This window comes from Butyrivibrio sp. AE2032 (assembly GCF_000702965.1).
In genome coordinates, this window is record NZ_JNLF01000003.1 from 2,152,524 (window position 1) to 2,174,496 (window position 21,973).

General features: G+C 44.7%; 17 protein-coding genes. 15 read left to right on the forward strand and 2 right to left on the reverse strand.

Annotated elements, in window-relative coordinates; translation table 11 throughout:
• Positions 1-860: 860 nt before the first annotated feature.
• The 4 genes from BO18_RS11485 to ltrA all read left to right on the forward strand — a co-directional run bounded on the left by BO18_RS11485 (position 861) and on the right by ltrA (position 6,335).
• Positions 861-3,551: a hypothetical protein gene (locus tag BO18_RS11485; RefSeq protein WP_034446334.1), complete on the forward strand. Its 2,691-nt coding sequence runs from the start codon at positions 861-863 to the stop codon at positions 3,549-3,551.
• Positions 3,552-3,636: 85 nt separating this feature from the next.
• Positions 3,637-4,416 carry an alpha/beta hydrolase family protein gene (locus BO18_RS11490; RefSeq protein WP_051688671.1) on the forward strand — a complete coding sequence of 260 codons (780 nt, stop codon included), beginning with the start codon at positions 3,637-3,639 and terminating at the stop codon, positions 4,414-4,416.
• A gap of 166 nt (positions 4,417-4,582) precedes the next feature.
• Positions 4,583-4,957, forward strand: coding sequence for a hypothetical protein (locus BO18_RS35610; RefSeq protein ID WP_242856514.1), 375 nt, complete (start codon positions 4,583-4,585; stop codon positions 4,955-4,957).
• Positions 4,941-6,335 (forward strand): group II intron reverse transcriptase/maturase, encoded by a 1,395-nt coding sequence (gene ltrA / locus BO18_RS11500; protein ID WP_034443583.1) that lies wholly within the window; start codon positions 4,941-4,943, stop codon positions 6,333-6,335. Before BO18_RS35610 ends, ltrA begins: the two co-directional genes overlap by 17 nt.
• Positions 6,336-6,413: 78 nt before the next feature.
• Here the strand turns inward: ltrA and BO18_RS11505 are convergent, their stop codons facing one another.
• Both BO18_RS11505 and purF read right to left on the reverse strand, forming a co-directional pair.
• The gene (locus tag BO18_RS11505; RefSeq protein ID WP_034446335.1) at positions 6,414-7,922 is read right to left on the reverse strand and encodes a FecR domain-containing protein; all 1,509 of its coding nucleotides are present in this window, start codon (positions 7,920-7,922) and stop codon (positions 6,414-6,416) included.
• 194 nt (positions 7,923-8,116) lie between these two features.
• The gene (gene purF / locus BO18_RS11510; RefSeq protein ID WP_034446337.1) at positions 8,117-9,562 is read right to left on the reverse strand and encodes an amidophosphoribosyltransferase; all 1,446 of its coding nucleotides are present in this window, start codon (positions 9,560-9,562) and stop codon (positions 8,117-8,119) included.
• A 211-nt stretch (positions 9,563-9,773) separates the two neighbouring features.
• Here purF and purB point away from each other — a divergent pair, with 211 nt between their 5' ends.
• From purB to BO18_RS11565, 11 genes are all read left to right on the forward strand, one after another.
• A complete protein-coding gene (gene purB, locus BO18_RS11515) occupies positions 9,774-11,207 on the forward strand; it encodes an adenylosuccinate lyase (RefSeq protein ID WP_034446338.1) in 1,434 nt (477 codons plus the stop codon).
• Between the two features lie 182 nt (positions 11,208-11,389).
• Complete coding sequence (metF, locus tag BO18_RS11520; protein WP_034446340.1) at positions 11,390-12,256, forward strand: methylenetetrahydrofolate reductase [NAD(P)H]; 867 nt, start codon at positions 11,390-11,392, stop codon at positions 12,254-12,256.
• A gap of 21 nt (positions 12,257-12,277) precedes the next feature.
• A complete protein-coding gene (locus tag BO18_RS11525) occupies positions 12,278-13,291 on the forward strand; it encodes an AAA family ATPase (RefSeq protein ID WP_051688672.1) in 1,014 nt (337 codons plus the stop codon).
• On the forward strand, positions 13,291-14,172 hold the full coding sequence (locus tag BO18_RS11530) for a DUF58 domain-containing protein (RefSeq protein ID WP_034446341.1): 882 nt from the start codon (positions 13,291-13,293) through the stop codon (positions 14,170-14,172). Before BO18_RS11525 ends, BO18_RS11530 begins: the two co-directional genes overlap by 1 nt.
• On the forward strand, positions 14,156-14,653 hold the full coding sequence (locus BO18_RS11535; RefSeq protein ID WP_034446342.1) for a hypothetical protein: 498 nt from the start codon (positions 14,156-14,158) through the stop codon (positions 14,651-14,653). Before BO18_RS11530 ends, BO18_RS11535 begins: the two co-directional genes overlap by 17 nt.
• Positions 14,644-15,753, forward strand: coding sequence for a hypothetical protein (locus tag BO18_RS11540; protein WP_034446344.1), 1,110 nt, complete (start codon positions 14,644-14,646; stop codon positions 15,751-15,753). Before BO18_RS11535 ends, BO18_RS11540 begins: the two co-directional genes overlap by 10 nt.
• The gene (locus BO18_RS11545) at positions 15,750-16,721 is read left to right on the forward strand and encodes a vWA domain-containing protein (protein WP_034446345.1); all 972 of its coding nucleotides are present in this window, start codon (positions 15,750-15,752) and stop codon (positions 16,719-16,721) included. Before BO18_RS11540 ends, BO18_RS11545 begins: the two co-directional genes overlap by 4 nt.
• 1 nt (position 16,722) lies before the next feature.
• On the forward strand, positions 16,723-17,496 hold the full coding sequence (locus BO18_RS11550) for a tetratricopeptide repeat protein (protein ID WP_034446347.1): 774 nt from the start codon (positions 16,723-16,725) through the stop codon (positions 17,494-17,496).
• 104 nt (positions 17,497-17,600) lie between these two features.
• Entirely contained in the window at positions 17,601-18,644 is a 1,044-nt protein-coding gene (locus BO18_RS11555; protein ID WP_051688673.1) for a hypothetical protein, read from the forward strand.
• A gap of 18 nt (positions 18,645-18,662) precedes the next feature.
• Positions 18,663-19,184 (forward strand): peptidylprolyl isomerase, encoded by a 522-nt coding sequence (locus BO18_RS11560; RefSeq protein WP_034446349.1) that lies wholly within the window; start codon positions 18,663-18,665, stop codon positions 19,182-19,184.
• Positions 19,185-19,329: 145 nt separating this feature from the next.
• Positions 19,330-21,960: an amino acid permease gene (locus BO18_RS11565; protein WP_034446350.1), complete on the forward strand. Its 2,631-nt coding sequence runs from the start codon at positions 19,330-19,332 to the stop codon at positions 21,958-21,960.
• Positions 21,961-21,973 lie beyond the last annotated feature (13 nt).

Consider the following 21,973-nt stretch of genomic DNA (forward strand, 5'->3'; position numbering starts at 1 on the left):
TTCACGGTTAGCGCAGGGCGGGATCAGGGCTTTGGGGCTGCCAGCACAGAGGGGCTTGGCCCTTCGGGCGGCTCAGGCACCATCTGCGGCCGCGAGCAACAACTAAAGATTTCAAATCCGCGTTCTTGCTTTGAGCACTAAAATTCATGAGCCTTAAGAAATGGGCCTTTCTGTTCTTGCCACGGACCACAGGACGGCTCCATACCTTCCTCCGCTGTTATTTCCCTTTTCTCACCGTACGCAAACGAAACGTTTCTTTAGCGTTCCTGCAGTTTTTTTCATATTACGCATGCTCGACTTGCAGGGCACATCAGTTTTTTACAAAAATGGTCATACGGTGCGTAAGCACCTGCAATAGACAAGAAGCCAATCCTCAAAAGCAAGCTTTTGGAGAGTTGGCTTCTTGTCTATTGATACGCCCGCTTCGGCGGGCTATGACCATTTTGATTTAGGCGTTCTAATTGCCCTGCTTCAGACATCTCTCGCATGCGAGTTAAAAACTGCGTAGGAACGCTAAGAAACTGGCGTTTGCTATTTGGAGGACTCGAAAAGGAAAACAAGCAGCTACGAAAGCCCAGTAGCCGTCGGTCCGTAGAATAGAAGGGCACATTTCTTAAGACCATGAATTAGTGCAAAAAGGACGACATGGATTTGGAACTTTTTGTTGCGGAAGGTCGGCAGATGGTGCCTGAGCCGCCCGAAGGGCCAAGCCCCTCTGTGCCGGCAGCCCCAAAGCCCTGATCCCGCCCTGCGCTGACCGCGAATTGTTTTCTTTTTTTGGTACACGTTCTAGTGTATAATATCTTTACGGAATTACCGATAAAAACGATAGGATATTTATGTGTGTCGGGAGGCTTTCTATGAGATCATTTATCGCTAAGAAACTAAGTGTTGCTGTGGCTTTGGCACTTGTTGTATCGAATCTGTTTGCGGTTTCGGTAAGTGCTGCTGCGCCTGTGATCACTGTTAAGAACCGTGAGACCGGGACCAGCGTGGCTTCAACAGACAGCACAGCTACTACTGCCGGGAAAAAATCTGTTTCAGGCCTTAGGATAGTAAATCTGGAGCAGCCAAGATACGGTGATGTTCTTGACCGTGTCGCTACAGTAATGACTAATGAGGGATTTTTCTGGGAGATCCCTGTTATTTGGGTTGATGAAAACGGACAGATATCCATGGTCTTCATGCCGGGGAAAAAGTATACTCCGGTATTCACATTCTTTATTCCTACAGGCGTTACTGTAGAGAACGATGAAGGTCTTGATGGCTATCAGATAAAGCTTCCTGAGTTCCTGGATGGCCTTATGAGCTCTGATGAGCTTGTGATGGTGGCAGATCCATCAAGGAATATTACTTTCATTACTTCAACACAGATAGTTGATTCTATTGCACCTGCGACTCAGGAAACAGGGACTTTTTCGCTTTTTGTAAATGCAGGGACTGTAATACAGTTTTTAAGCGACGTTAGAAATACCCAGGCCTATGATTATGCTTCTTTTGAGGAAAAAGAGGAAGCACAGGGACAGGCATGGAATGCTCCGGAAACAGCTCAGGAAAACGCTGATGCTCAAAGTCAGGGGCAGGAGAGCTCTACTTCTGAAGCTAGTCAGGGCGGCGAAATACCAGGCGGCGGAGTGGTTATTGACGAGCTGGTCAAAATACACTGCTCTGATAAGGTCATTGATAAGCTTGGAAACGATAACCTCAAGTACCTGCTGGACCTTATCATAAATGTAATTGAGCCCCAGGCTGTCTTTTCACTGGTAAGTGCTTTCCCTTCCTACAGCGCTGCTGCAGCTGACACTGCTGATGAGGACAAGGCCGATCCAATTGGAAAGAATATTGGACTTTATGTTTACTCTCATACAAGTACTGACAATCCGAAAGAGGATATAGATGCGCTTGCATTTGTGGATGGAAATTATGAGAGCACCACAAGTGATGTATACAAATACTATATTGGAGTAGATACTGACAGGGTCTTTACGTACAATACCGAGACTAATGCTTATGAAATTCAGGAAGAAGATATGATCACTCTGAACAACACTTTAGTTCATGAGATGATGCATGCCTTTATGGATGACTATAACAGAACCGGAATGACAGGGGATGTTCCTTCCGGGTCTGCTATTACTTATGAACAGAACAAATTCCCTAACTGGTTCGTTGAAGGCTCAGCCACCTGTGTAGATGATGTGTATGAGTATAGAAGTGGTAGATTCGATGAGATGCGTTATGGAAGCACTGAAGAGGAATATACTGTCGAGGGTGTAATTGAATACTACAGATCCAAGCATAGCGATGAGTATGGAGAGGAGTCCCCATGGCTTGATTTTGTACCTGTAAGTGAAGAGGACGGAAACAATAATGAGAGAAGAGACTATGTAAACGGTTATCTTGCTTGTATATATCTGTCCTCTCTTGCACTTCAATATTTGGCCCGGAGAGACGATTTGGGTGAACATGAGTCTCTTATTGTTTTTGATGAAGCAACAAATAAAGATATCTATAACAACAAGGGGCTTCTAGAAGGATTTGATTATATACTGAACTCGCTTCACTCCGGAACACCTATGGATGAGGTGGTTAGTACTATTTCCAGTGGAAGATATACAGACGTTTCTGACTTTGAAAAGAAATTTATCCAGTCTGAGGATGGAACCAGAGACGATTCCTCTTTAGATTTCGTAGTTTCATATCTGAACTGCCTTGACAGCATATCCAAGGATCTGGCAGCTGCAGGCGGCACCAGGAGGGCAAACGGAAATATTTTGCTTCCTCTGAATTCAAGTGAGTCCTCTACCATAAAAGGTAAGGATGATATGCCTTATATGGGAGATCAGAGCCTGTTTGTCATATCTCCCACAAAAAGCGCCGTTGCTTCAACTGCCGATGTTGACATTGTAGATGCAACAGCAGGTGTTAAGACAGCAGCTTACATCCCCGGAACAGATTTGCCGGATAACCATGTTGTGGATGACATTTCGATCGCTGCAAAGGCAGGTGCTTCAGGTGAAGAAGCAGAAGCTGATGCGCCTAAGGGCGATGAACTGGCAGATGGCCAGGTGGCAGCAGATGCCGTAAACCCAGAGGACGCGCAGGTGGCATCAGATACTGTAAGTCCAGAGGATGCGCAGGTGGAAGATACAGCGAAGACTGGTGAAGGTGTTGCAGATGAGCAGGCAGTGGATGCTGTTCAAGGCGGAACAGAAGGCGCCCAGGGCGACGACCAGACGGATGGTGAGCCCAGGGTTGATGGTGAGAATGCAGATCAGGAAACAGATGCGGCGGTAGCTGATGCAACTGAGACGGCAGGAACAGTGCAGGATCCTGCAGCTGTAGAAACTGCCACTGCTTCAGTTCCTGCAGAAGATGCTCTTGTTCCAGAACCTATAGTAGACCCAGAACCTGCAGCTGAGCCACAGGGCTCTGATGATGATTCATCTCAAGGGTCAGATGATGAGGGAAGTCATGAAGATGCTGATGTACCCGATCAGGATGACAGCGCAGGTGTAAACTCGGATTCCGGTGCTGATGGAAACGAGTGATGATAGTGCAGAATGCTGATTCAGAATAAATGTGTTGGGGATTGCCAAGCGCTGTGAAATAAGGGAAGAAACAAGGAGGAGAGGCGTGGAAAAGAAGTACGGTGCGACCCAGGAAACTTTGGAGGTCGTTAAAGATAACGGGAAGATGATCAGGGGCGTGATCGTAAGGCCTGACGGAGATGGTGAAAAATATCCCGCTGCAATCTTCTCCCATGGATTTGGATCTAATTACAGCGAGCTTATTCACCACGGAACAGGCTATGCAGAAAACGGAATCGTATGTGTGTTCTTTGATTTTTGTGGAGGCGGAGAAGAGTCCACCAGTGATGGTACCATGTTGGAGATGACAGTCCTTACTGAGGCTGATGATCTGGAAGCGGTAATGGATACAGTTCTGGAACTACCCTACGTAGACAGAGATGCTCTCTATCTTCAGGGGGAGAGCCAGGGAGGATTCGTCTCTGCGATTGTAGGTGACAGGCGCAAGGAAGATGTCAAAGGACTTCTCCTTTGGTATCCTGCGTTTGTAATCCCGGATGACTCAAAGGAACGTTTCAAGGCAGGTATAACCAATGTCTTTGGTCATGAACTCTCCGATGCTTACGATAAGGTGGCTAAGGATATAGACGTCAATATCCTTCAGCGGAACTTCGGAAAGCCGGTACTCCTTATACATGGTGACAAGGACGATGTAGTTCCGATTGAATATTCCAGAACCGCAGCAGCCAACTATGGCTATGCGACGCTTCGGGAAATCCAGGGAGCCGGTCACGGCTTCAACGGCCAGGACAGCGATGATGCCCGGGAAATGTCAATCGCCTTTATCAAGATCTACGAAAGCGTAACAGACCTGAAACTCGAATAAAGGAAAGAGATTAAACGCCAAATCAACTCAAAAACAGCGGAAAACCTTTGATATACAGGTTTTCCGCTGTTTATATGTGCGCCTAGCGGCGCACGTTTCTAACGGGTTAAAGTCCCGAATCCGCCCGGTAGTGGGAAGGATATAGCCGAAGGCAAGGGTGTCCATCGTGAGGTGGAATCTGAAGGAAGCCGGATGTGAGGAACATACTAACTCACGGGCAAATCTCTGGTCTGACGAACAGAAATCTCATAAGAGGTCATGCATGAGGGTAAGACTGCATATCAAGCCGAAGCCCGATAACTACACGGAATCATGCATGATAGATGAGGCAGACGGATGGAGAGGAAGAAACGTGTGGTACCTAGGGAGGTCTGTGCGAAATGCTCTGAAAGGAGTAACCACTGTACAAGGAAACGAGGCGGTGCTGAACGCACAGAAGTCAGCAGAGGTCATAGTAGCCAAGAGGCGAAGGACCGAATCAATAGGAGTCTTGAGTATGACCGAGAAAGGAGGAATGACCATTTATGGCAGAAAACATTGAAAACAATGGCTGTTCGCAAAGAGATAATGCGGAACATGAAGGGTATGCGAAAGCGCGTAGGTCATTCAATCGGATATGGAAAGAAAGAGACAGTGCACAGCCGAAACTTTTAGAAGCGATACTGTATAAAGACAACTTTAACAGAGCGTACAAGAGAGTAAAGGCAAACAAGGGAGCGGCAGGAATTGATGGCATGACTATCGAAGAGGCACTTCCTTATCTCAAGGAACATCAACAGGAGCTAACCGACCGTATATTTCGTGGAAAGTACACTCCGTCGCCGGTCAGGCGAGTTGAGATCCCAAAACCAGATGGTGGTGTGCGTAAGCTTGGCATACCTACCGTGATAGACCGTACACTCCAGCAGGCAATAACCCAACAGTTAGTGCCTATCTATGAACCACTGTTTGCGGATGGAAGCTATGGTTACCGTCCAAACAGAGATGCAAAAGGAGCCATACTAAAGGTCAAAGAGTACGCAGAGCAAGGATACACATTTGCGGTGGTGCTTGATTTATCCAAGTATTTCGATACTCTGAACCACGAAATCCTTATAAATCTTCTCCGAAAGAATGTGAAGGACGAACGTGTGGTACAGCTCATAAAGCGCTATCTGAAAAGTGGAGTTATGGAAGACGGAGTGGTCATTGATACAGAGGAAGGTTCGCCCCAAGGTGGTAACCTATCGCCACTACTTGCGAACATCTACCTCAATGAGTTCGACCAAGAGTTTCTAAAGAGAGGTGTTCCCTGCATCAGATATGCGGATGACATAGTTCTCCTTGCCAAAAGCAAGCGGGCGTCGGAAAGACTCTTGGAAAGTAGTACGAGATATCTTGAAGAGAAACTAAAACTTACAGTTAACCGAGAGAAAAGCCGTACTGTAAGTGTGTTTGCAATCCGAAATTTTAAATTCCTTGGCTTTGCATTGGGAAGGAACGGAAGTGGCATATATGTCCGAGTTCATCCAAAGTCATGGAAGAAGTTTAAGTCCAAGCTGAAAGACTTATCTTCCCGTAAGTCTGTACAGTCCATCAAGCCAAGCCTAGAGAAAATCAAGGCATATGCTAGAGGGTGGCTTAACTATTATGGGATTGCCAGCATGAAGAACAACTTAGATGACATCAATGGATGGCTCTATCACAGAATACGCATGTGCATATGGATACAATGGAAATTGCCTAAGACTAAGAAGAGAAATCTGATTCGGATGGGTATACCAGAGTACTATGCACACATGGCGGCGAATTGCCGTAAAGGACATTGGTTCTGCTCCAACCTTTCTGCGGTGAAGCGAGCTATGTCAAAAGAAAGACTGATAAGCAGTGGCTTCTATGATTTAGCCACAGCCTATCAGTCTGTGCACGTCAACTATTGAAAGCGCCGTATACCGAACGGTACGTACGGTGTTGTGAGAGGACGGCGGTTAGCCACCGCCTCCTACTCTATTTTCAACTTATTCTACATCCTGGTAAGATATACTATCCTCGACCACTTCTATTGGAACATCACTCTCAAAAGTTTCCTTATAAGCATCAGGCAAATCAATATGTATCCATAATGTATCACCTGTATTTATATCATCTAACAAGATACTTTCATCTTCCCAGTTTAACGCTATGGTATCAATTATCTCCCGGTGGCCCTGGTCATCGTAAGGTGGTGAAGCAACGTAGCATTGTCCCAAGGCGTCATTAACGGGAAAAATCTCCAGTGTGGAACCCTCAGTGAAACCGCTAAAGCTTCCTACAGAGATCTCATCTATGGTATTATTTTGCGAATCAATGATCACCGGCTGAACCAGTATTGTTTCCTGACTGGTAACATCCCCACAATGTGAGCATTCAGTGGTATCTGAACCAACATGCCATTGTTCAAAATTATTATCAGCATCAAATATCGGGTAAGGATCAACTATGTTTTCATGATAATCATGATTTAAAGCAGGTATTTCCTCGGTTCTTGTATCGCCGCACATTGTGCATGTGTATGTTTTGATACCGCTTTGAGTACAGGTTGGATTTGCTGTTATCGTACCTCCATCCCATGTATGTTCATGGGAATTACTTTCGTTATTATCTCCTTCTTTTTTAGCAGTTTCAGCTACATCATTAGTAGATGCTGTTCCTGCTGTACTTTCATTATCTGAAGACTGCGATGTCGTCTGAGTAGACTGCTGAGTATTTCCATTTACGTTTAATACAGCCTTGATATCGCCATTCATAATATCAGAAGAATGTATGGAAGATATATTTAGATCTGATGTATTTCCTGAACTTTGATTGCCGTGGTTTTTCGGATCATCAAAAAAGGAAGAAACATCATCTTTATCTATAAGATCTTTTACATCAGTCACTACAGTCTGGCCCAGGCCTGAATTAAGGTCCAAACTTAAAGTTACTGTATTACCATTTTTGTCCTTTTGTACTACACTAAACTCAACCTGTCCTTCTACAACAGCAGCATTGGTTTTTATTTCATTTAATACATCTTCGTAAACCTCTGTTAAAGTCTTTGTTCCGCGAATCGACATAGCTGTGTTTGGAGTATATATATAGAAATATGAAGCCTCCGAAAGTTTATTTTTTACATCGGTTGCCATTATCCCTCTTTTTACAAACACACTTGTCTGGCTGTTATCAGCTGTGCCCTTTGCCTGAATTTCTATTTCAGTTGGGCCAACCAGGTAAAGAAACTTATCTGAATCCAGCTTTATAGTTGCAAGACTGTTTTCACTTGATCTAATAGTATCACCGGAATTAATACTCATATTATTTTGTGCATCCAGTATTTTACCAGATCTTTCTATCTGGCAGGTTCCTTTAGTAATGCTAATGCTGATATCGCGGTTATTCTTAGCACTGACCGGAATTGAATAGCTCAATGCCATCAGTACCAGAACAATGAAATAACATGAAAGTTTCAAAAAGAACTGTTTATTAGGAATTACAAATCTGCTACCCATTTTTATCCTCCTCCGTTCAATTGCCATTAGAATTTGCACTTTTAGAATAATATATGGGAAAATCTGCGTCAATAATTCTGATGAAGTAGACATGAACAGGATCAAGGATGCACTGATAAGATTCGCAGACAGACTGGTCATGGCTGACAAGGAAAGGCCCAGGGAATGAACGAGTCCCTGGGCCTTAAACTTTTTTATTTGTCAAATTCTCCGCGGATGTCGCCTGTGGGTGGATCTACGGGATATTTGCCGGTAAAGCATCCTTTACAGATGCCTAGCTTTCCACCAACCATTTCTTCAAGTCTTTCGATTCCAAGGTATGCCAGAGAATCGGCGCCGATTATCTTGCAGATGTCATCTACATTTCTGTTGTAGGCTATGAGCTGGTCTCTTGCAGGTACATCGGTTCCAAAGTAGCATGGCCACAGGAAAGGAGGTGAGCTTACTCGCATGTGTACTTCTTTTGCTCCGGCATCGCGAAGCATTCTCACGATCCTGTCTGAGGTGGTTCCACGAACGATGGAATCGTCTATCATTATAATTCTCTTGCCTTCAACTGCGCTTCTTAAGGCATTGAGCTTTACCTGAACGCTGGATTCGCGATTCTTTTGCTTGGGCTTAATGAATGTTCTTCCGATGTAGGAGTTCTTTACAAAGGCCTGACCATATGGAATGCCGGATTCAAGGGCATAACCAAGGGCTGCAACGTTTCCGGATTCAGGAACGCCTACTACCATATCGGCATCTACCGGAGAATCCATTGCAAGGAATCTTCCTGCAGCAATTCTTGCATCGTATACGCTAATGCCGTCAATATTGCTGTCTGGTCTTGCAAAATAGATATATTCAAAGATGCATCTTGCATGCTGTTCCTTGGGGATGCACATGGATTTGTCCGACTGGATTCCAAAGTCAGGAGAAATGGTAACTATCTCGCCGGGCTCTACATCCCTTATAAAGGTTGCTCCGATGGTATCGAGAGCGCAGGTCTCTGAAGCCAGTACATAGCAGTTCTCACGCCTTCCAATGACAAGTGGCTTAAATCCATAAGGGTCTCTTGCTCCGATAAGCTTTCTTGGAGACATGATAACAAGGCTGTAAGCGCCTTTAATCTTAAGCATTGCTTTTCCAACGGCTTCTTCAACAGTCTTGGAAACGAGTCGTTCTCTGGCGATATGATATGCGATTACTTCTGAATCGATAGTTGTCTGGAAAATGGCGCCGGTATAAGAAAGCTCGTGACGAAGCTCTGGCGCATTGACAAGGTTACCGTTGTGGGCAAGAGCCAGGGTACCTTTAACATAATTAAGAACAAGTGGCTGAGCATTTTCTCTGGTGCTGCTTCCGGCTGTAGAATAGCGCACGTGACCAACACCGATATCTCCCTTAAGCTTATCTAGCTCATCTGGGGTAAAGGCTTCATTTACAAGGCCCATATCTTTGTAACTAAGGACCTTTCCCTTAGGCCCCTTGGTATCACTGACGGCAATACCACAGCTTTCCTGTCCTCTGTGCTGGAGGGAGACAAGTCCGTAATAGATGGAGTTTGCTACGTCTCCACCATCAAAATCATACATTCCAAAAACACCACACTCTTCGCCGAGGCGTTTTACGGGTTCCAATCTGGTATTATTCTGCATACTGTTTCTCCATGTATAAATACACAAAACTGCCATAAACAGGTAAATCATAGCACCAACTACTTTCGGTGACAATAAAAAAGAAATATCTTTTCGGGTAAAAAAGGAATGAAGCTGAAATATACAGATAAAATGTATAATCTATCAAATTCATGCAGTTTTGTGGTATTATGATTGGTAACGTTAATAAAGGTTTTTCAGGAGGATAAAAATGAGTACAGATCGCTACAGCAGCCCACTTTCAGAGCGTTATGCAAGTAAAGAGATGCAGTATATCTTTTCCCAGGACATGAAGTTCAGGACCTGGAGAAGACTTTGGATAGCTCTTGCAGAGATTGAGAAGGACCTGGGACTTAACATCACTCAGGAACAGATCGATGAGCTTAAGGAGCACAAGGACGACATCAACTACGAAGTGGCAAGGGCAAGAGAGAAGGAAGTCCGCCACGACGTAATGAGCCATGTTTACGCATACGGTCAGCAGTGCCCCAAGGCTAAGGGAATCATCCATCTTGGAGCCACAAGCTGCTATGTTGGCGATAATACAGATATCATCATAATGACAGAGGGCCTTAAGCTGGTCCGCAAGAAGCTGATCAACGTAATCGCCGAGCTTTCCAAGTTTGCTGACAAGTACAAGGATCAGCCAACCCTTGGATTTACACATTTCCAGCCTGCACAGCCTACAACAGTAGGTAAAAGAGCTACTCTCTGGCTTCAGGATTTCACAATTGACCTTGAGGACCTGGACTATGTTCTTGATAATATGAAGCTCCTTGGTTCAAAGGGAACTACAGGAACTCAGGCATCCTTCCTTGAACTGTTTGACGGTGACCTTACAAAGGTAGATAAGCTTGATCCAATGCTTGCTGAGAAGATGGGCTTTAAGGGATGCATGGCAGTTTCCGGCCAGACCTACTCAAGAAAGATCGATATGAAGGTCATCAACGTCCTTGCAGGAATCTGCTCATCAGCCACAAAGATGGCCCAGGACATCAGACTTCTTCAGCATCTTAAGGAGGTTGAGGAACCCTTTGAGAAGAGCCAGATCGGATCATCAGCTATGGCTTACAAGAGAAATCCTATGAGAAGTGAGAGAATCTGTTCTCTTTCAAGATATGTGATCACAGATATGCTTAACCCTGCAATCACCGAGGTTTCACAGTGGTTTGAGAGAACCCTTGATGACTCAGCAAATAAGAGACTTTCAATCCCTGAAGGCTTCCTTGCTACAGACGGCGTTCTGGATCTTTGCATCAACGTAGTAGATGGCCTTGTGGTATATCCTAAGGTTATCGAGAAGCACATGCTTGCAGAGCTTCCATTCATGGCAACTGAGAACATCATGATGGATGCAGTAAAGGCAGGCGGCGACAGACAGGAGCTTCATGAGAGGATCAGAGAGCTTTCCATGGAAGCCGGCAAGACAGTTAAGGTAGAGGGAAAAGACAATAACCTCCTTGAACTTATTGCTGCTGATCCTGCATTCCATTTAAGCCTTGATGAGCTTAAGGCTTCAATGGATCCTAAGAAGTACGTTGGATGCAGCGCACACCAGGTTGAGAAGTTCCTGGCAGAGGTGGTAAAGCCTATACTTGATGAAAACAAAGACCTTCTTGGCGTTACAGCAGAGATAAATGTGTGAGATATAGGGATTCAAAGTCATGGAAATTTCATGCTGGCATGAATATTTACATGACCTTGAAGACCGAACGGACATGAGGAAAAAAGATACGCGAGGAATGAGCGGATCGATTTCCGAATGCCAGTAGGATTGCGAGAGCGTAAGCGGAGCAATCCGTATATCTCACAAGAGGAGGAATATATATGCGTATTGACGAGCTTTTTAAGAATAAAGAGGTAACTCTCTCCTTTGAGGTGTTCCCTCCTAAGACAGATGCGGGCTACGAAGCAGTAGAGAAGGCAGCCAGCGAGATTGCTGCCCTTAAGCCTGACTTTATGAGCGTTACCTACGGAGCAGGTGGCGGAACCAGCAAAAATACCGGCAATATTGCAGCAGGCCTCCAGGACAAATACGGTGTTCCTGTTCTTGCCCATCTTACCTGTGTGTCTTCCACAAAGGATCTGGTTAAGAGTGTTGTTTCAGAGTACAAGGCAAAGGGAATTGAGAATATCATGGCCCTCAGGGGAGATATCCCTAAGGAAGGCAGAATAGCCTTTGACTATAACCATGCAACAGAGCTTATCTATGACATCAAGTCCATGGATGACTCTTTTTGCATAGGCGGAGCCTGCTACCCTGAAGGACATGTTGAGTGTGAAAGACAGTCAGAGGATATTGTACATCTGAAGGAGAAGGTGGATGCAGGATGCGACTTCCTTACAACCCAGATGTTTTTTGACAATTCAACTCTGTATCAGTTCCTCTACAGAATAAGAGAGAAGGGCATTGAAGTTCCTGTAGTTCCCGGGATCATGCCCATAACCAATGCAAGACAGGTGGGAAGGAGCGTTGCCCTTTCCGGCTCCACTATTCCACAGAAGATGAAGATAATGGTGGATCGTTTTGCAGATGACCCTGAGAAGATGAAGGAAGCAGGCATTATCTATGCCAGCGACCAGATCATAGACCTGATCGCCAACGGAGTGAGCCATATTCACGTTTACTCTATGAATAAGCCTGAGATCGCAGAAGGTATTATGAGGAATTTAAGGACTATTATCGGGGCATAAGAAGCCCAGGGGGGAACACTAATGGATATTATCACAAATGAGGATCCAAGACTGAATATCACTGAAGAGGAATTCCTCTACGCTCAGGACGTGATAAAGAAGCTTTCCGATTACTTTGATGCCAAGGTGGTGGGACAGCATCAGCTGAAGTTTTCGCTGGTAGGAGCAATTATCGCAGACGGACATATCCTCATCGAGTCAGTGCCGGGGCTTGCAAAGACTACTGCAGCCAAGGCTATTTCTGATGCGGTAGATGGAAAGTTTGCCAGGATCCAGTGCACGCCTGACCTTTTGCCTGGAGATATAATCGGAACCCAGATATACAATCAGGCCACAGGAAAGTTTGAGAATATCTTAGGCCCTGTTTTTGCCAACTTTGTTCTTCTGGACGAGGTTAACAGATCCAGTGCCAAGACCCAGTCTGCCATGCTGGAAGCCATGCAGGAGAAGCAGGTGACCATCGGTGGGACCAGCTACCACATGCCTGAGGATATCTTCATAGTAATCGCGACCCAGAACCCTATTGAGCAGGAGGGAACTTACCCTCTTTCTGAGGCCCAGACTGACAGATTTTTGATAAAAGAGGTTATAACCTACCCCTCAGCTGCTGAGGAGGTTGAGATCCTTGGCAGAATAGAAAGTGGTGCTATCTCCCGAGTTGATCCACCGGTCCTTACCATAAAGGATGTAGACAGGCTCCAGGAAATTGCAGAGAAGGTCTATGTGGATGAAGCCATAAAGTGGTATATCTCCAGCATCGTTGTTGCCAGCAGAAGAGCAGGACAGATCCAGAACCTTGAGCTTGGCAAATACATAAGGATCGGAGCCAGCCCCCGTGCTTCCATCGCCTTCCTTAAGATGGCAAAGGCAGCAGCATTGATGGTTGGAAGAACTTACGTGACTCCCGAGGATGTTAAGCAGGTGAGCCATCAGGTGCTCCGCCACAGGATTGGCCTCAACTACTCTGCAGTAGCAGACAATGTGCCGGTAGAAGCTGTTATTGATGCAATCGTTAATTCAGTAAAGGCGCCCTGATGAAGATAGATTATGAGTATCTGTCCAGGATAAGGCGGGCAGTAGCTCTTTATACCAAAAGAAAAACTTCAAATATCCTGGATGGTGACTTTCATTCGGTTCACAGAGGAAGGAGCATGGAGTTCGACGACCTTAAGGAGTATACCTATGGCGACGACGTACATGACATTGACTGGAAATCCTCCTCCCGAATGAGCTCTATTCTGGTCCGCAGATACATGACAGACAGGAGGCACAACGTGATGTTTGTCTGCGACAGAGGACAGAAGCTGCTGGGAGATACCAGCAGGAAGGAACCTAAAAAGGAGCTTATGCTCATGACCTTTGGGATGCTTTCTTTTATTGCCTCCAGGAATGGGGCGGACTTTGCTCTTTCCTACGCCGGCGATCACAGTGCTGTAAAGAGCTATTTCAAGTCCGGAACGGATCACCTTGAAAAGCTCCTCTATGATTATGAAAAGAGCTGCACCACAGATTCCGGTTACAGCCTGACTCAGACTCTGGAAGAAGTCCTTAACACAGTCCGTAAAAAGATGATCATATTTCTTTTGACGGATATGGATGGACTGGACCAGTTGAATGAGGGACTAATAAAGAGTATTACTACAGGTCACGATCTTCTGATCATTAATATCGACGATGCGTATCTGACGGGAGATGTGGTTTTTGACAACGAACAGGGATTTTATGAAAGGTTCTTTTTATCTCACAGCAGGGCTCTTCGTAAGGAAGAGGAGAGCATAAGGAATGAGATCTTAGAGAGAACCTCTGCTATGTGCAAGCGCAACAAGGCCTGCCTCACCACCATTTCCGGTGAGGACGAGATCATTGATAGCACCATAACCCTGCTTGAAAGGTACAGAAATGGTTACTTCGGTTAAATTACAGGATCCATTTGAATACAGCTGGTGGGTGGCAGCCATAGCAGCAGTGCTGATCGTAGCGGCTACCGGAGTATTGGTTTATACCATCATGAAAATGCTGGAATACAGGGCAAATAAGCAGCAGTACAGGCAGGCCTATCGCAAGGTGATTATGACGCCTGAGGTCCTGCTTAGGGTAAAAAACCAGTATTCCCAGAGGGTAGAGACTATCATCAGCAGATATAACAGCGGAGATATCACTAAGCGAGACGGTTATCAGGAGCTTAGCTTTGTCATCAGGGAGTTTGTCCACCAGGTGACCGGAATAAACGTAGAGAGCTTCACGGTAAAGGAAGTAAAGGCCATGGGCATCAGGAAGCTTGATGTGCTCATGGAGGAATACTATGTGCCGGAGTTCGCAGAGGATGAGAAGGCCAGGGAAAAAGACCTTTTGACATCCTGTAACACTGCAATAGGAGTGATCAGATCATGGAGTTGATGTATACAAACATAGTTATCATAGGGATAGCTGTTTTGGTGGCTGCGCTTCTTGGTCTTTTTTTTATCCACAAAAGGAAAAAAGGCAGGTTTGTGGATGGTACAAAAGCAGCAAACACCGGAAGGATCAGGCAGTCAAAGCTGTACAAAAATCTTAAGATCAGGTACGTGGTCCTGACAGCTGTGATGATAACGGGACTGACCGGAAGTATAGTCTCAGCTCTTTTCCTGGCTGCAAGGCCCTACAGAACTGAGGATGTTGTAAGTGGAGTCAAGAAAAGAGATATCATTCTTTGTCTTGATGTTTCCTACTCCCTTTATGATCTGAATTCGGAACTGACGGATTATCTTAAGGGAGTTGTGGCAGGCCTTGAAGGTGACAGGTTTGGCATAAGTATCTTTAACACCTCGTCGGTGACTTATGTGCCTCTGACGGATGACTATGACTACATAATCGACAGGCTGGATGAGCTTCAGGGGTATTTTCTTTTGCAGAAGGAATACTTCGAGGACTACTATCTGACTTATGGAGAAGGGGGATATATCCCCGACGATAAGCTTGAAAGGTACAAAGAGCTGTCTGATAAACTGGATTATTTTGAGGCAGGAACCCTTTACAACAACTGGTACAGAGGCTCCTCACTTATTGGAGAAGGCCTTGGTACAGCCCTTTACTCTTTTCCCTATCTGGGAGATTCGGAGAGAACAAGGGTAATCATCATGTGCACGGACAATGAGCTCAACGCCTTCGGAAAAGAGGTTTTGAACCTCAAGGAAGCTTCAGAGTACTGCAAGAAAAACAAAGTTACCCTCTTTGGAATATTTCCTTCAGAGGAGAAGTTTTATATGCCTGAAGAGTTTGACTACTCTTCATGCCTGAATGGGTTTAAGAATGCCGTGGAAAAGACCGGCGGAAAGTTCTACATAAGGACCAGGACCCAGTCAGTTTCAGAGATTGTTCAGGATATCCAGAAGCAGGAAGCTATGCTTGTTAAGGTTGTCATGACCAGACAGACTGTGGACCTTCCGGAGATTCCTTTCTTTATCATGTGCATATGCCTGGCAATTGGATGCCTGGCAGGATTGGTATTACAAAAATGAACATCAGACCAATGTTACCTCTTGGGATCCTGGTGGCGGTCTTTGCTCTTATGTTTGGAGCAACCTCCTACTTTGTGATCGGAAATAAAGTGAATACAAAAGAAAAGCTCTTTACCCTTGTAAGGCTTACGCTCATTTATGTACTGGCATTTATTATCGGGGTAAGGCCTATTCTTAAAGAGACCAGATATGAGTTTGCCACAAAGAACCTGGATGTTCTTTTTGTGGTAGATACCACCATCAGCATGTGGGCTCAGGATTACAATGGCACCAGAAAGCCCAGGATGGATGGTGCCATCAAGGATGTGAACTATGTTATTGATGAGCTGGCAGGCAGTAATTTCGGTCTTGTTACCTTTGATGATTCTGCCCATGTACTGGCACCCTTTACTCAGGATATGCAGTACATAAGGGATCTTCTGGACACCCTTGAAACTCCGGACAGCTACTACGCAAGTGGAAGTGACCTTTCCATTCCCTATAAGGATGTGGAAGCCCTGCTCCTGTCCTCAGCCAGAAAGGAAAATCGAAAGACCATTGTGTTTTACATAAGTGATGGAGAGATCACTAATGGAAATGAACTGAAGGATTACTCGGATCTTGCCCAGTACATCGACGGCGGAGCGGTAATGGGTTATGGCACGGAAAGCGGCGGAAGGATGAAGGACGGAGGCAGTGTGACCAGATTTGTGTATGACTACACTCTTCATCAGGATGCGATCTCTAAGATCGATGAGAGTAATCTTCAAAAGATCGCTGATGAACTGGGGCTTACCTACATATACATGAATGATGGAAACGCCGGTCTTCAAGGGGCTGTTGAGATAATAAAAGAAGGCTCCAAGACTGTTATAGAAAGTGGTGACGGTGCTGAGATAGAAAAGGATATCTACTTCTATTTCGCTATTCCACTGGCTCTTTTGGTACTTATGGAAATATTGATGGTAGTAAGAAAAGGAAGGCTCTAAGATGAGAAAGATACCACTTAGACTGTGGTTTTTGGGAATAATGACACTTCTGTTGCTTATCTTCGGAGTATTGCTTGCCGGGAGAGTGTTTATCAACCACAGCTTTGTATCAGCCTATGACAATGAAGAATATAGATCACAGGAAGAGGAAAAGCTTTTAAAATTCAACTTCCCGGAAAGCTATGTGCCCTATTATAACCTTGGCAATGCAGCTTATAAGAATGGGGATTACAACTCGGCAATTTCCTATTTTACCGAGGCTTTGAAGCACTATCCTTCCGAGAAGAAGGACTGTCTTATCAGGATCAACCTGGCTCTTTCCATGTGCAACACCATTGATTTTTACAACCTGGATTCTCAGGAAAAGATAGACACAGCTCTTTTCGTGTTATACAAGGCTAGGGATGTGCTTCTTGAAAATGGCTGCGCCACCGATGAAGGGGATGGGCATAATGCCGATGCCCAGCAGTTGAAGGAAGATATCGATAAGATGATCGAAATGCTGAAGAACCCGGATCAGAATCAAAATAATAATCAGCAGGATGACAGTGGAAATAGTGATTCTGACGATGACTCCGATGGCGGCTCCAATCCATCAGATCGTGAGAAGAGGGCTCAGAAGGAGCTTGAGGAAAATAAGAAGGATGCCCTGGAGGATCGAAAGAACCAGCAGGGAGATCTCAAGAAATGGTCTGATTACGTGGGAGATGAAGACGGCAGCGGCTCTGACGGCGACGAGGTCGGCGGAGGAAAAGAGATAACTAACCCCTGGTAAGGTGCTGAACATAATATTCGTAGGCTCTTCCAACACACCACAATATGATGTATAATAAAAATAACTATGAGGAATATTTAGTGTTGTTGCGAAGGGGGTATTTTATGAAAAAACCATTATCTGTAGTCCTTGGCACTGTGGCTTCAGCAGCATTAGTTCTTTTTAATGTGGCTGCTTTCCCGGCATGTACTACAGCTGCTGAGTATACTTACTCTGGAACCGTAACTGATCAGACCACATCCGATATGCTTTATCTTAAGACAAGCGGTGGTACGATACAGATTAAGCTTGATTCATCTACTGAGACAGAGAACGCAAAGTTCCTGCTTCCCGGTAATTCCTTAACAGCTAAATGCTATACAGGAAGTGATGAGTACTGGCATGCAAGCAAGCTTACAGGCAGTAGTTCAGCAGGAAAGGTGAATGTTGATTCATCCAACAAGTCTACTGTTAAGGGAACAATTGCCAAGGGTACCAGCGAGGAACTTTTATATCTGGTGACAAATGCCGGAACAATGCAGATAAAGCTTGACACTGACACTGACGTAAGTGGTGTTAAGTACATGATAATCGGCAAGTCAGTTCAGGTGGTTTGTGCAAGAGGCTCTGATGCATATATGCACGCACTCTCCATAAGTGATGTGGGCGGATCTTCAGGATCTTCTACTTCAGGATTAACTGTTTCAGGCTCTTCAGTATCAGGAGTTTCCGGAACTGTTGAAAAGGGGACCACATCATCACTGCTTTGCCTGTCTACATCAGGCGGAACAATGCAGATCGTTTTGGATCTTGGAACCGACGCCAGCGGATGTCGTGTTCTTATTCCTGGACAGAGTGTAACAGTGAACTTCTACAGAGGAAGCGATGCATGGAATCACTCTTCCAAGATAGTAAATAATTCATCAAGCGCAGCTTCAACAGTATCATTGGATGGCAATTCCAGGGTTACAGTATCCGGAAAGGTATCAGGAGATACTACAGAGAATACTCTTTTCCTGAGCACCAGCGGCGGAGATATGCAGATAAGACTTGATTCCAACACCAACTTCTCAAGATGTCCTGTTCTTCTCTTGGACAAGAGTGTTCAGGTGGTGGCAGAGAGAGGCTCAGACGAGTATTATCACGCAGTAGAAGTTATAGCTAACTAACAAGGAGAAATAATAAAAATGGCACAGAACCCGGTTGTTACAATTACCATGGAAAACGGAGATGTTATGAAGGCAGAGCTCTATCCAGAGATTGCTCCTAACACCGTTAACAACTTCATCTCACTTATCAAAAAGAATTTCTATGATGGACTTATCTTCCACAGAGTTATTCGTGGATTCATGCTTCAGGGGGGAGATCCTGAAGGCTCAGGAATGGGCGGCCCGGGATACGGGATCAAGGGAGAGTTTTCTTCAAACGGTTTTAAGAATGATCTTAAGCATACTGAGGGCGTACTCTCAATGGCAAGATCAATGATGCCCAATTCAGCAGGCTCACAGTTCTTTATCATGCACAAGACATCACCTCATCTTGATGGCGATTATGCTGCTTTTGGAAAGATCACAGAGGGTATGGATGTTGTCAACAAGATTGCTGAGACAGAGACTGACTGGACCGACAGACCAACCACTCCACAGGTTATGAAGACAGTTACTGTAGAAACCTTTGGAGTTGACTATCCTGAACCTGAGAAGGCATGATCTGACTTCAAAAAACGAGTTATATTCACCAAATTTTATATTATTTTAATTGAGTACATATACTTTTTGTCACATAATATAAGTGCACGAATTATAAAAATTCCGAACAAAAATATATGTAAAAATATAAATCTGGTGAATTGTAATGGATAGTAATAATACTAATTACAATGGATTAAAGTCCAGATTTTCGCCTTTGGGAATCTGGGCTTTTTCTATTGGTGCCAGCCTTGGCTGGGGATCCATCGTAATCACCTGTAGCAGTTTCCTTGAAAAAGCCGGAGTGCATGGAACGGGATTCGGATTACTTGCCGGATTGTTTGTTATTCTGATCATTACCTGGAATCTTCAGTATATGATCCGGAACAACCCTGATGCAGGTGGGATTTATACCTTCGAAAAACGTGTCGGAGGGAAGGAAATGGGGTTTGTTACCCTGTGGTTCGTCCTTCTGGCTTATTTTGCTGTGTTATGGGCTAATTTAACTGCAGTACCTCTTTTTGTTCGGTTCTTCTTTAAGGATGCTTTCAAATTTGGATTCCACTATCGCGTATTTGGATATAATGTCTGGTTTGGAGAGTGCATTCTTTCCATAGCTGTTCTGGCTGTGGTGTTGTTGCTGTGCTCCTATTCCAGGAAGCTTCCTGAATACGTAATGATACTGGCAGCCCTTGCTTTTGTCTTTGGGTTTATGATCTGTGCCGGAGTAGCCTTTTGTAGCCACGACAGCTCTTTTTCCTATTCGCCATTTTTCATGGAGGGTTCCTCATCAATCTTGCAGGTTGTCAGGATTGCATCCATTTCTTCTTGGGCTTTCATAGGTTTTGAGAGTATATCACATTTTTCTGAGGAGTATTCTTTTGCTGCGAAAAAAGTTCGCGGAATTCTTTTAGCTTCTGTAATTGTTTCCACTGTTGTTTACATTCTTGTATGCATCCTGACAATTTCGGCCTATCCACAAGAGTATTCAGGCTGGCTTGAATATATCCGTGATGCCGGTAATCTTCAGGGGATCAAGGCTCTTCCTATGTTCTATGCAGTAGATTACTACATGGGACGCAGGGGAGTCACTATACTGATGCTTGCACTTTTGAGCATAATCCTGACAAGTATTATTGGAAATATGATGGCTCTTAGCCGTCTGCTATATGCAGCAGGACGGGAGGGAGAACTGCCTAAGGGCCTTTCTTTACTTAATTCAAAAGGAATCCCTTATAAGGCTTTGGGATTCGTGGCTGCGATTACTATCATCATTCCGTTCCTTGGAAGAACCACCATTGGCTGGATCGTGGATGTTACCACTCTTGGGGCAACGCTTATCTATGGCCTTATTGCTCACGGAGCTTATTTGTGTGCAAAGAAAAATGGTAATAGGGCAGTTACTGCAGCTGGTATGGTGGGAATGGTACTGATGGGAGTTTATGCAGTTCTTTTACTTGTTCCGGGACTACTTCCGTTTAACGCCATGGAAACCCAGGCGTATGCTTTGTTTATTGGCTGGTCTCTTATGGGGATGCTCTATTTTTGGTATCTTATCAAAAAGGATAAGAATAGGCAGTATAAAGATAGGATGGTTGCGTGGATTATCTTTCTTATTTTGCTACTTTTCTGTTCTTTGATGTGGGTTTCCAGAGTGACAGAAAATGCAGCTGACAAGGTGATCCGGAATGCATATGAGTATCACCATGAACACCATGATGCCACTGAAGATCCTTTAGAGAGAGATAAGTTTTTAGAAGATCAGGCGGACAGCATTGCAAATACAACCACTCTGTATACGATGGCTACATTGTTTGTCTTTGTAATATCTCTTGCAATTATGCTGAGTAACTACAGGGAAAATCAGAAGCTGCTGGCAGAAAAGGCTATGGAGGATCAAAAGATCTATTATCGCCTCGCTGCTCTTAACGGAAATCTTATAGCTCTTTACCTTGTGGATCCGGAAACGGAGCACTATAGAGAATATAGTTCCTCGAAGGACTTTCAGCAGTTGGATATAGCCAAGGAGGGTGAGAACTTCTTTAAAGAAACCCATGATAATGGCCTTAAGGTTGTATATTCTGACGATCAGGAATTGTTTACTTCTTTGGTGAACAGGGAAAGTGTTTTTGCAGGCATAAAGAAGAATGGGCTGTTCGAACTTGATTACAGGCTTGTACTGCGTGGGAAGCCTAACTACATAAGGCTGAAGGCCGCCATCGTTGAAGAAGATGGGAAGGAACTTCTGATAGTAGGACTTCTTGATGTGAATTCCCAGGTAATGCATGAGATTGAATATGCCAAGGATATGGCTATGGCTAAACAGATGGCATCAAAGGATGAACTCACGGGTGTGGGAAATAAGCGTGCATATTCTGATCTGGAGAATCAGCTGAATGAGGACATCAAGGCAGGAAAGGTATCTGAGTTTGCACTGGTAGTCTGTGATGTTAATGGACTTAAGATTGTAAATGATCTGTTTGGACACAAGGCGGGGGATGTTTATCTCCAGAAGGCCTGTGAAATGATCTGTAATGTTTTTGTTCACAGTCCAGTATTCAGGATTGGCGGAGATGAGTTTGTGGCTGTATGTCAGGGAAGAGATTACGACAACATTGGCGAACTGATGGATCAGATGGCTTTTGCTAATAATGATAACAGGGACAGAGGTGAAGTCCAGGTCGCATACGGCATGTCAAAATACGATAAGGATGAAAGCGTTGTGGCAGTATTCGAGCGGGCTGACAAGCTTATGTATGAGCGGAAGGCTGAGATGAAAGCGGAGATGAATTTATAGAAAATTCACTATG

Excerpts from the sequence above, each read along its gene's own strand:
- BO18_RS11485 (WP_034446334.1), top strand. The coding sequence starts at position 861 with ATGAGATCATTTATCGCTAAGAAACTAAGTGTTGCTGTGGCTTTGGCA.
- ltrA (WP_034443583.1), top strand. The coding sequence starts at position 4,941 with ATGGCAGAAAACATTGAAAACAATGGCTGTTCGCAAAGAGATAATGCG.
- BO18_RS11505 (WP_034446335.1), bottom strand. The coding sequence starts at position 7,922 with ATGGGTAGCAGATTTGTAATTCCTAATAAACAGTTCTTTTTGAAACTT.
- purF (WP_034446337.1), bottom strand. The coding sequence starts at position 9,562 with ATGCAGAATAATACCAGATTGGAACCCGTAAAACGCCTCGGCGAAGAG.
- purB (WP_034446338.1), top strand. The coding sequence starts at position 9,774 with ATGAGTACAGATCGCTACAGCAGCCCACTTTCAGAGCGTTATGCAAGT.
- metF (WP_034446340.1), top strand. The coding sequence starts at position 11,390 with ATGCGTATTGACGAGCTTTTTAAGAATAAAGAGGTAACTCTCTCCTTT.
- BO18_RS11525 (WP_051688672.1), top strand. The coding sequence starts at position 12,278 with ATGGATATTATCACAAATGAGGATCCAAGACTGAATATCACTGAAGAG.
- BO18_RS11530 (WP_034446341.1), top strand. The coding sequence starts at position 13,291 with ATGAAGATAGATTATGAGTATCTGTCCAGGATAAGGCGGGCAGTAGCT.
- BO18_RS11535 (WP_034446342.1), top strand. The coding sequence starts at position 14,156 with ATGGTTACTTCGGTTAAATTACAGGATCCATTTGAATACAGCTGGTGG.
- BO18_RS11540 (WP_034446344.1), top strand. The coding sequence starts at position 14,644 with ATGGAGTTGATGTATACAAACATAGTTATCATAGGGATAGCTGTTTTG.
- BO18_RS11545 (WP_034446345.1), top strand. The coding sequence starts at position 15,750 with ATGAACATCAGACCAATGTTACCTCTTGGGATCCTGGTGGCGGTCTTT.
- BO18_RS11550 (WP_034446347.1), top strand. The coding sequence starts at position 16,723 with ATGAGAAAGATACCACTTAGACTGTGGTTTTTGGGAATAATGACACTT.
- BO18_RS11555 (WP_051688673.1), top strand. The coding sequence starts at position 17,601 with ATGAAAAAACCATTATCTGTAGTCCTTGGCACTGTGGCTTCAGCAGCA.
- BO18_RS11560 (WP_034446349.1), top strand. The coding sequence starts at position 18,663 with ATGGCACAGAACCCGGTTGTTACAATTACCATGGAAAACGGAGATGTT.
- BO18_RS11565 (WP_034446350.1), top strand. The coding sequence starts at position 19,330 with ATGGATAGTAATAATACTAATTACAATGGATTAAAGTCCAGATTTTCG.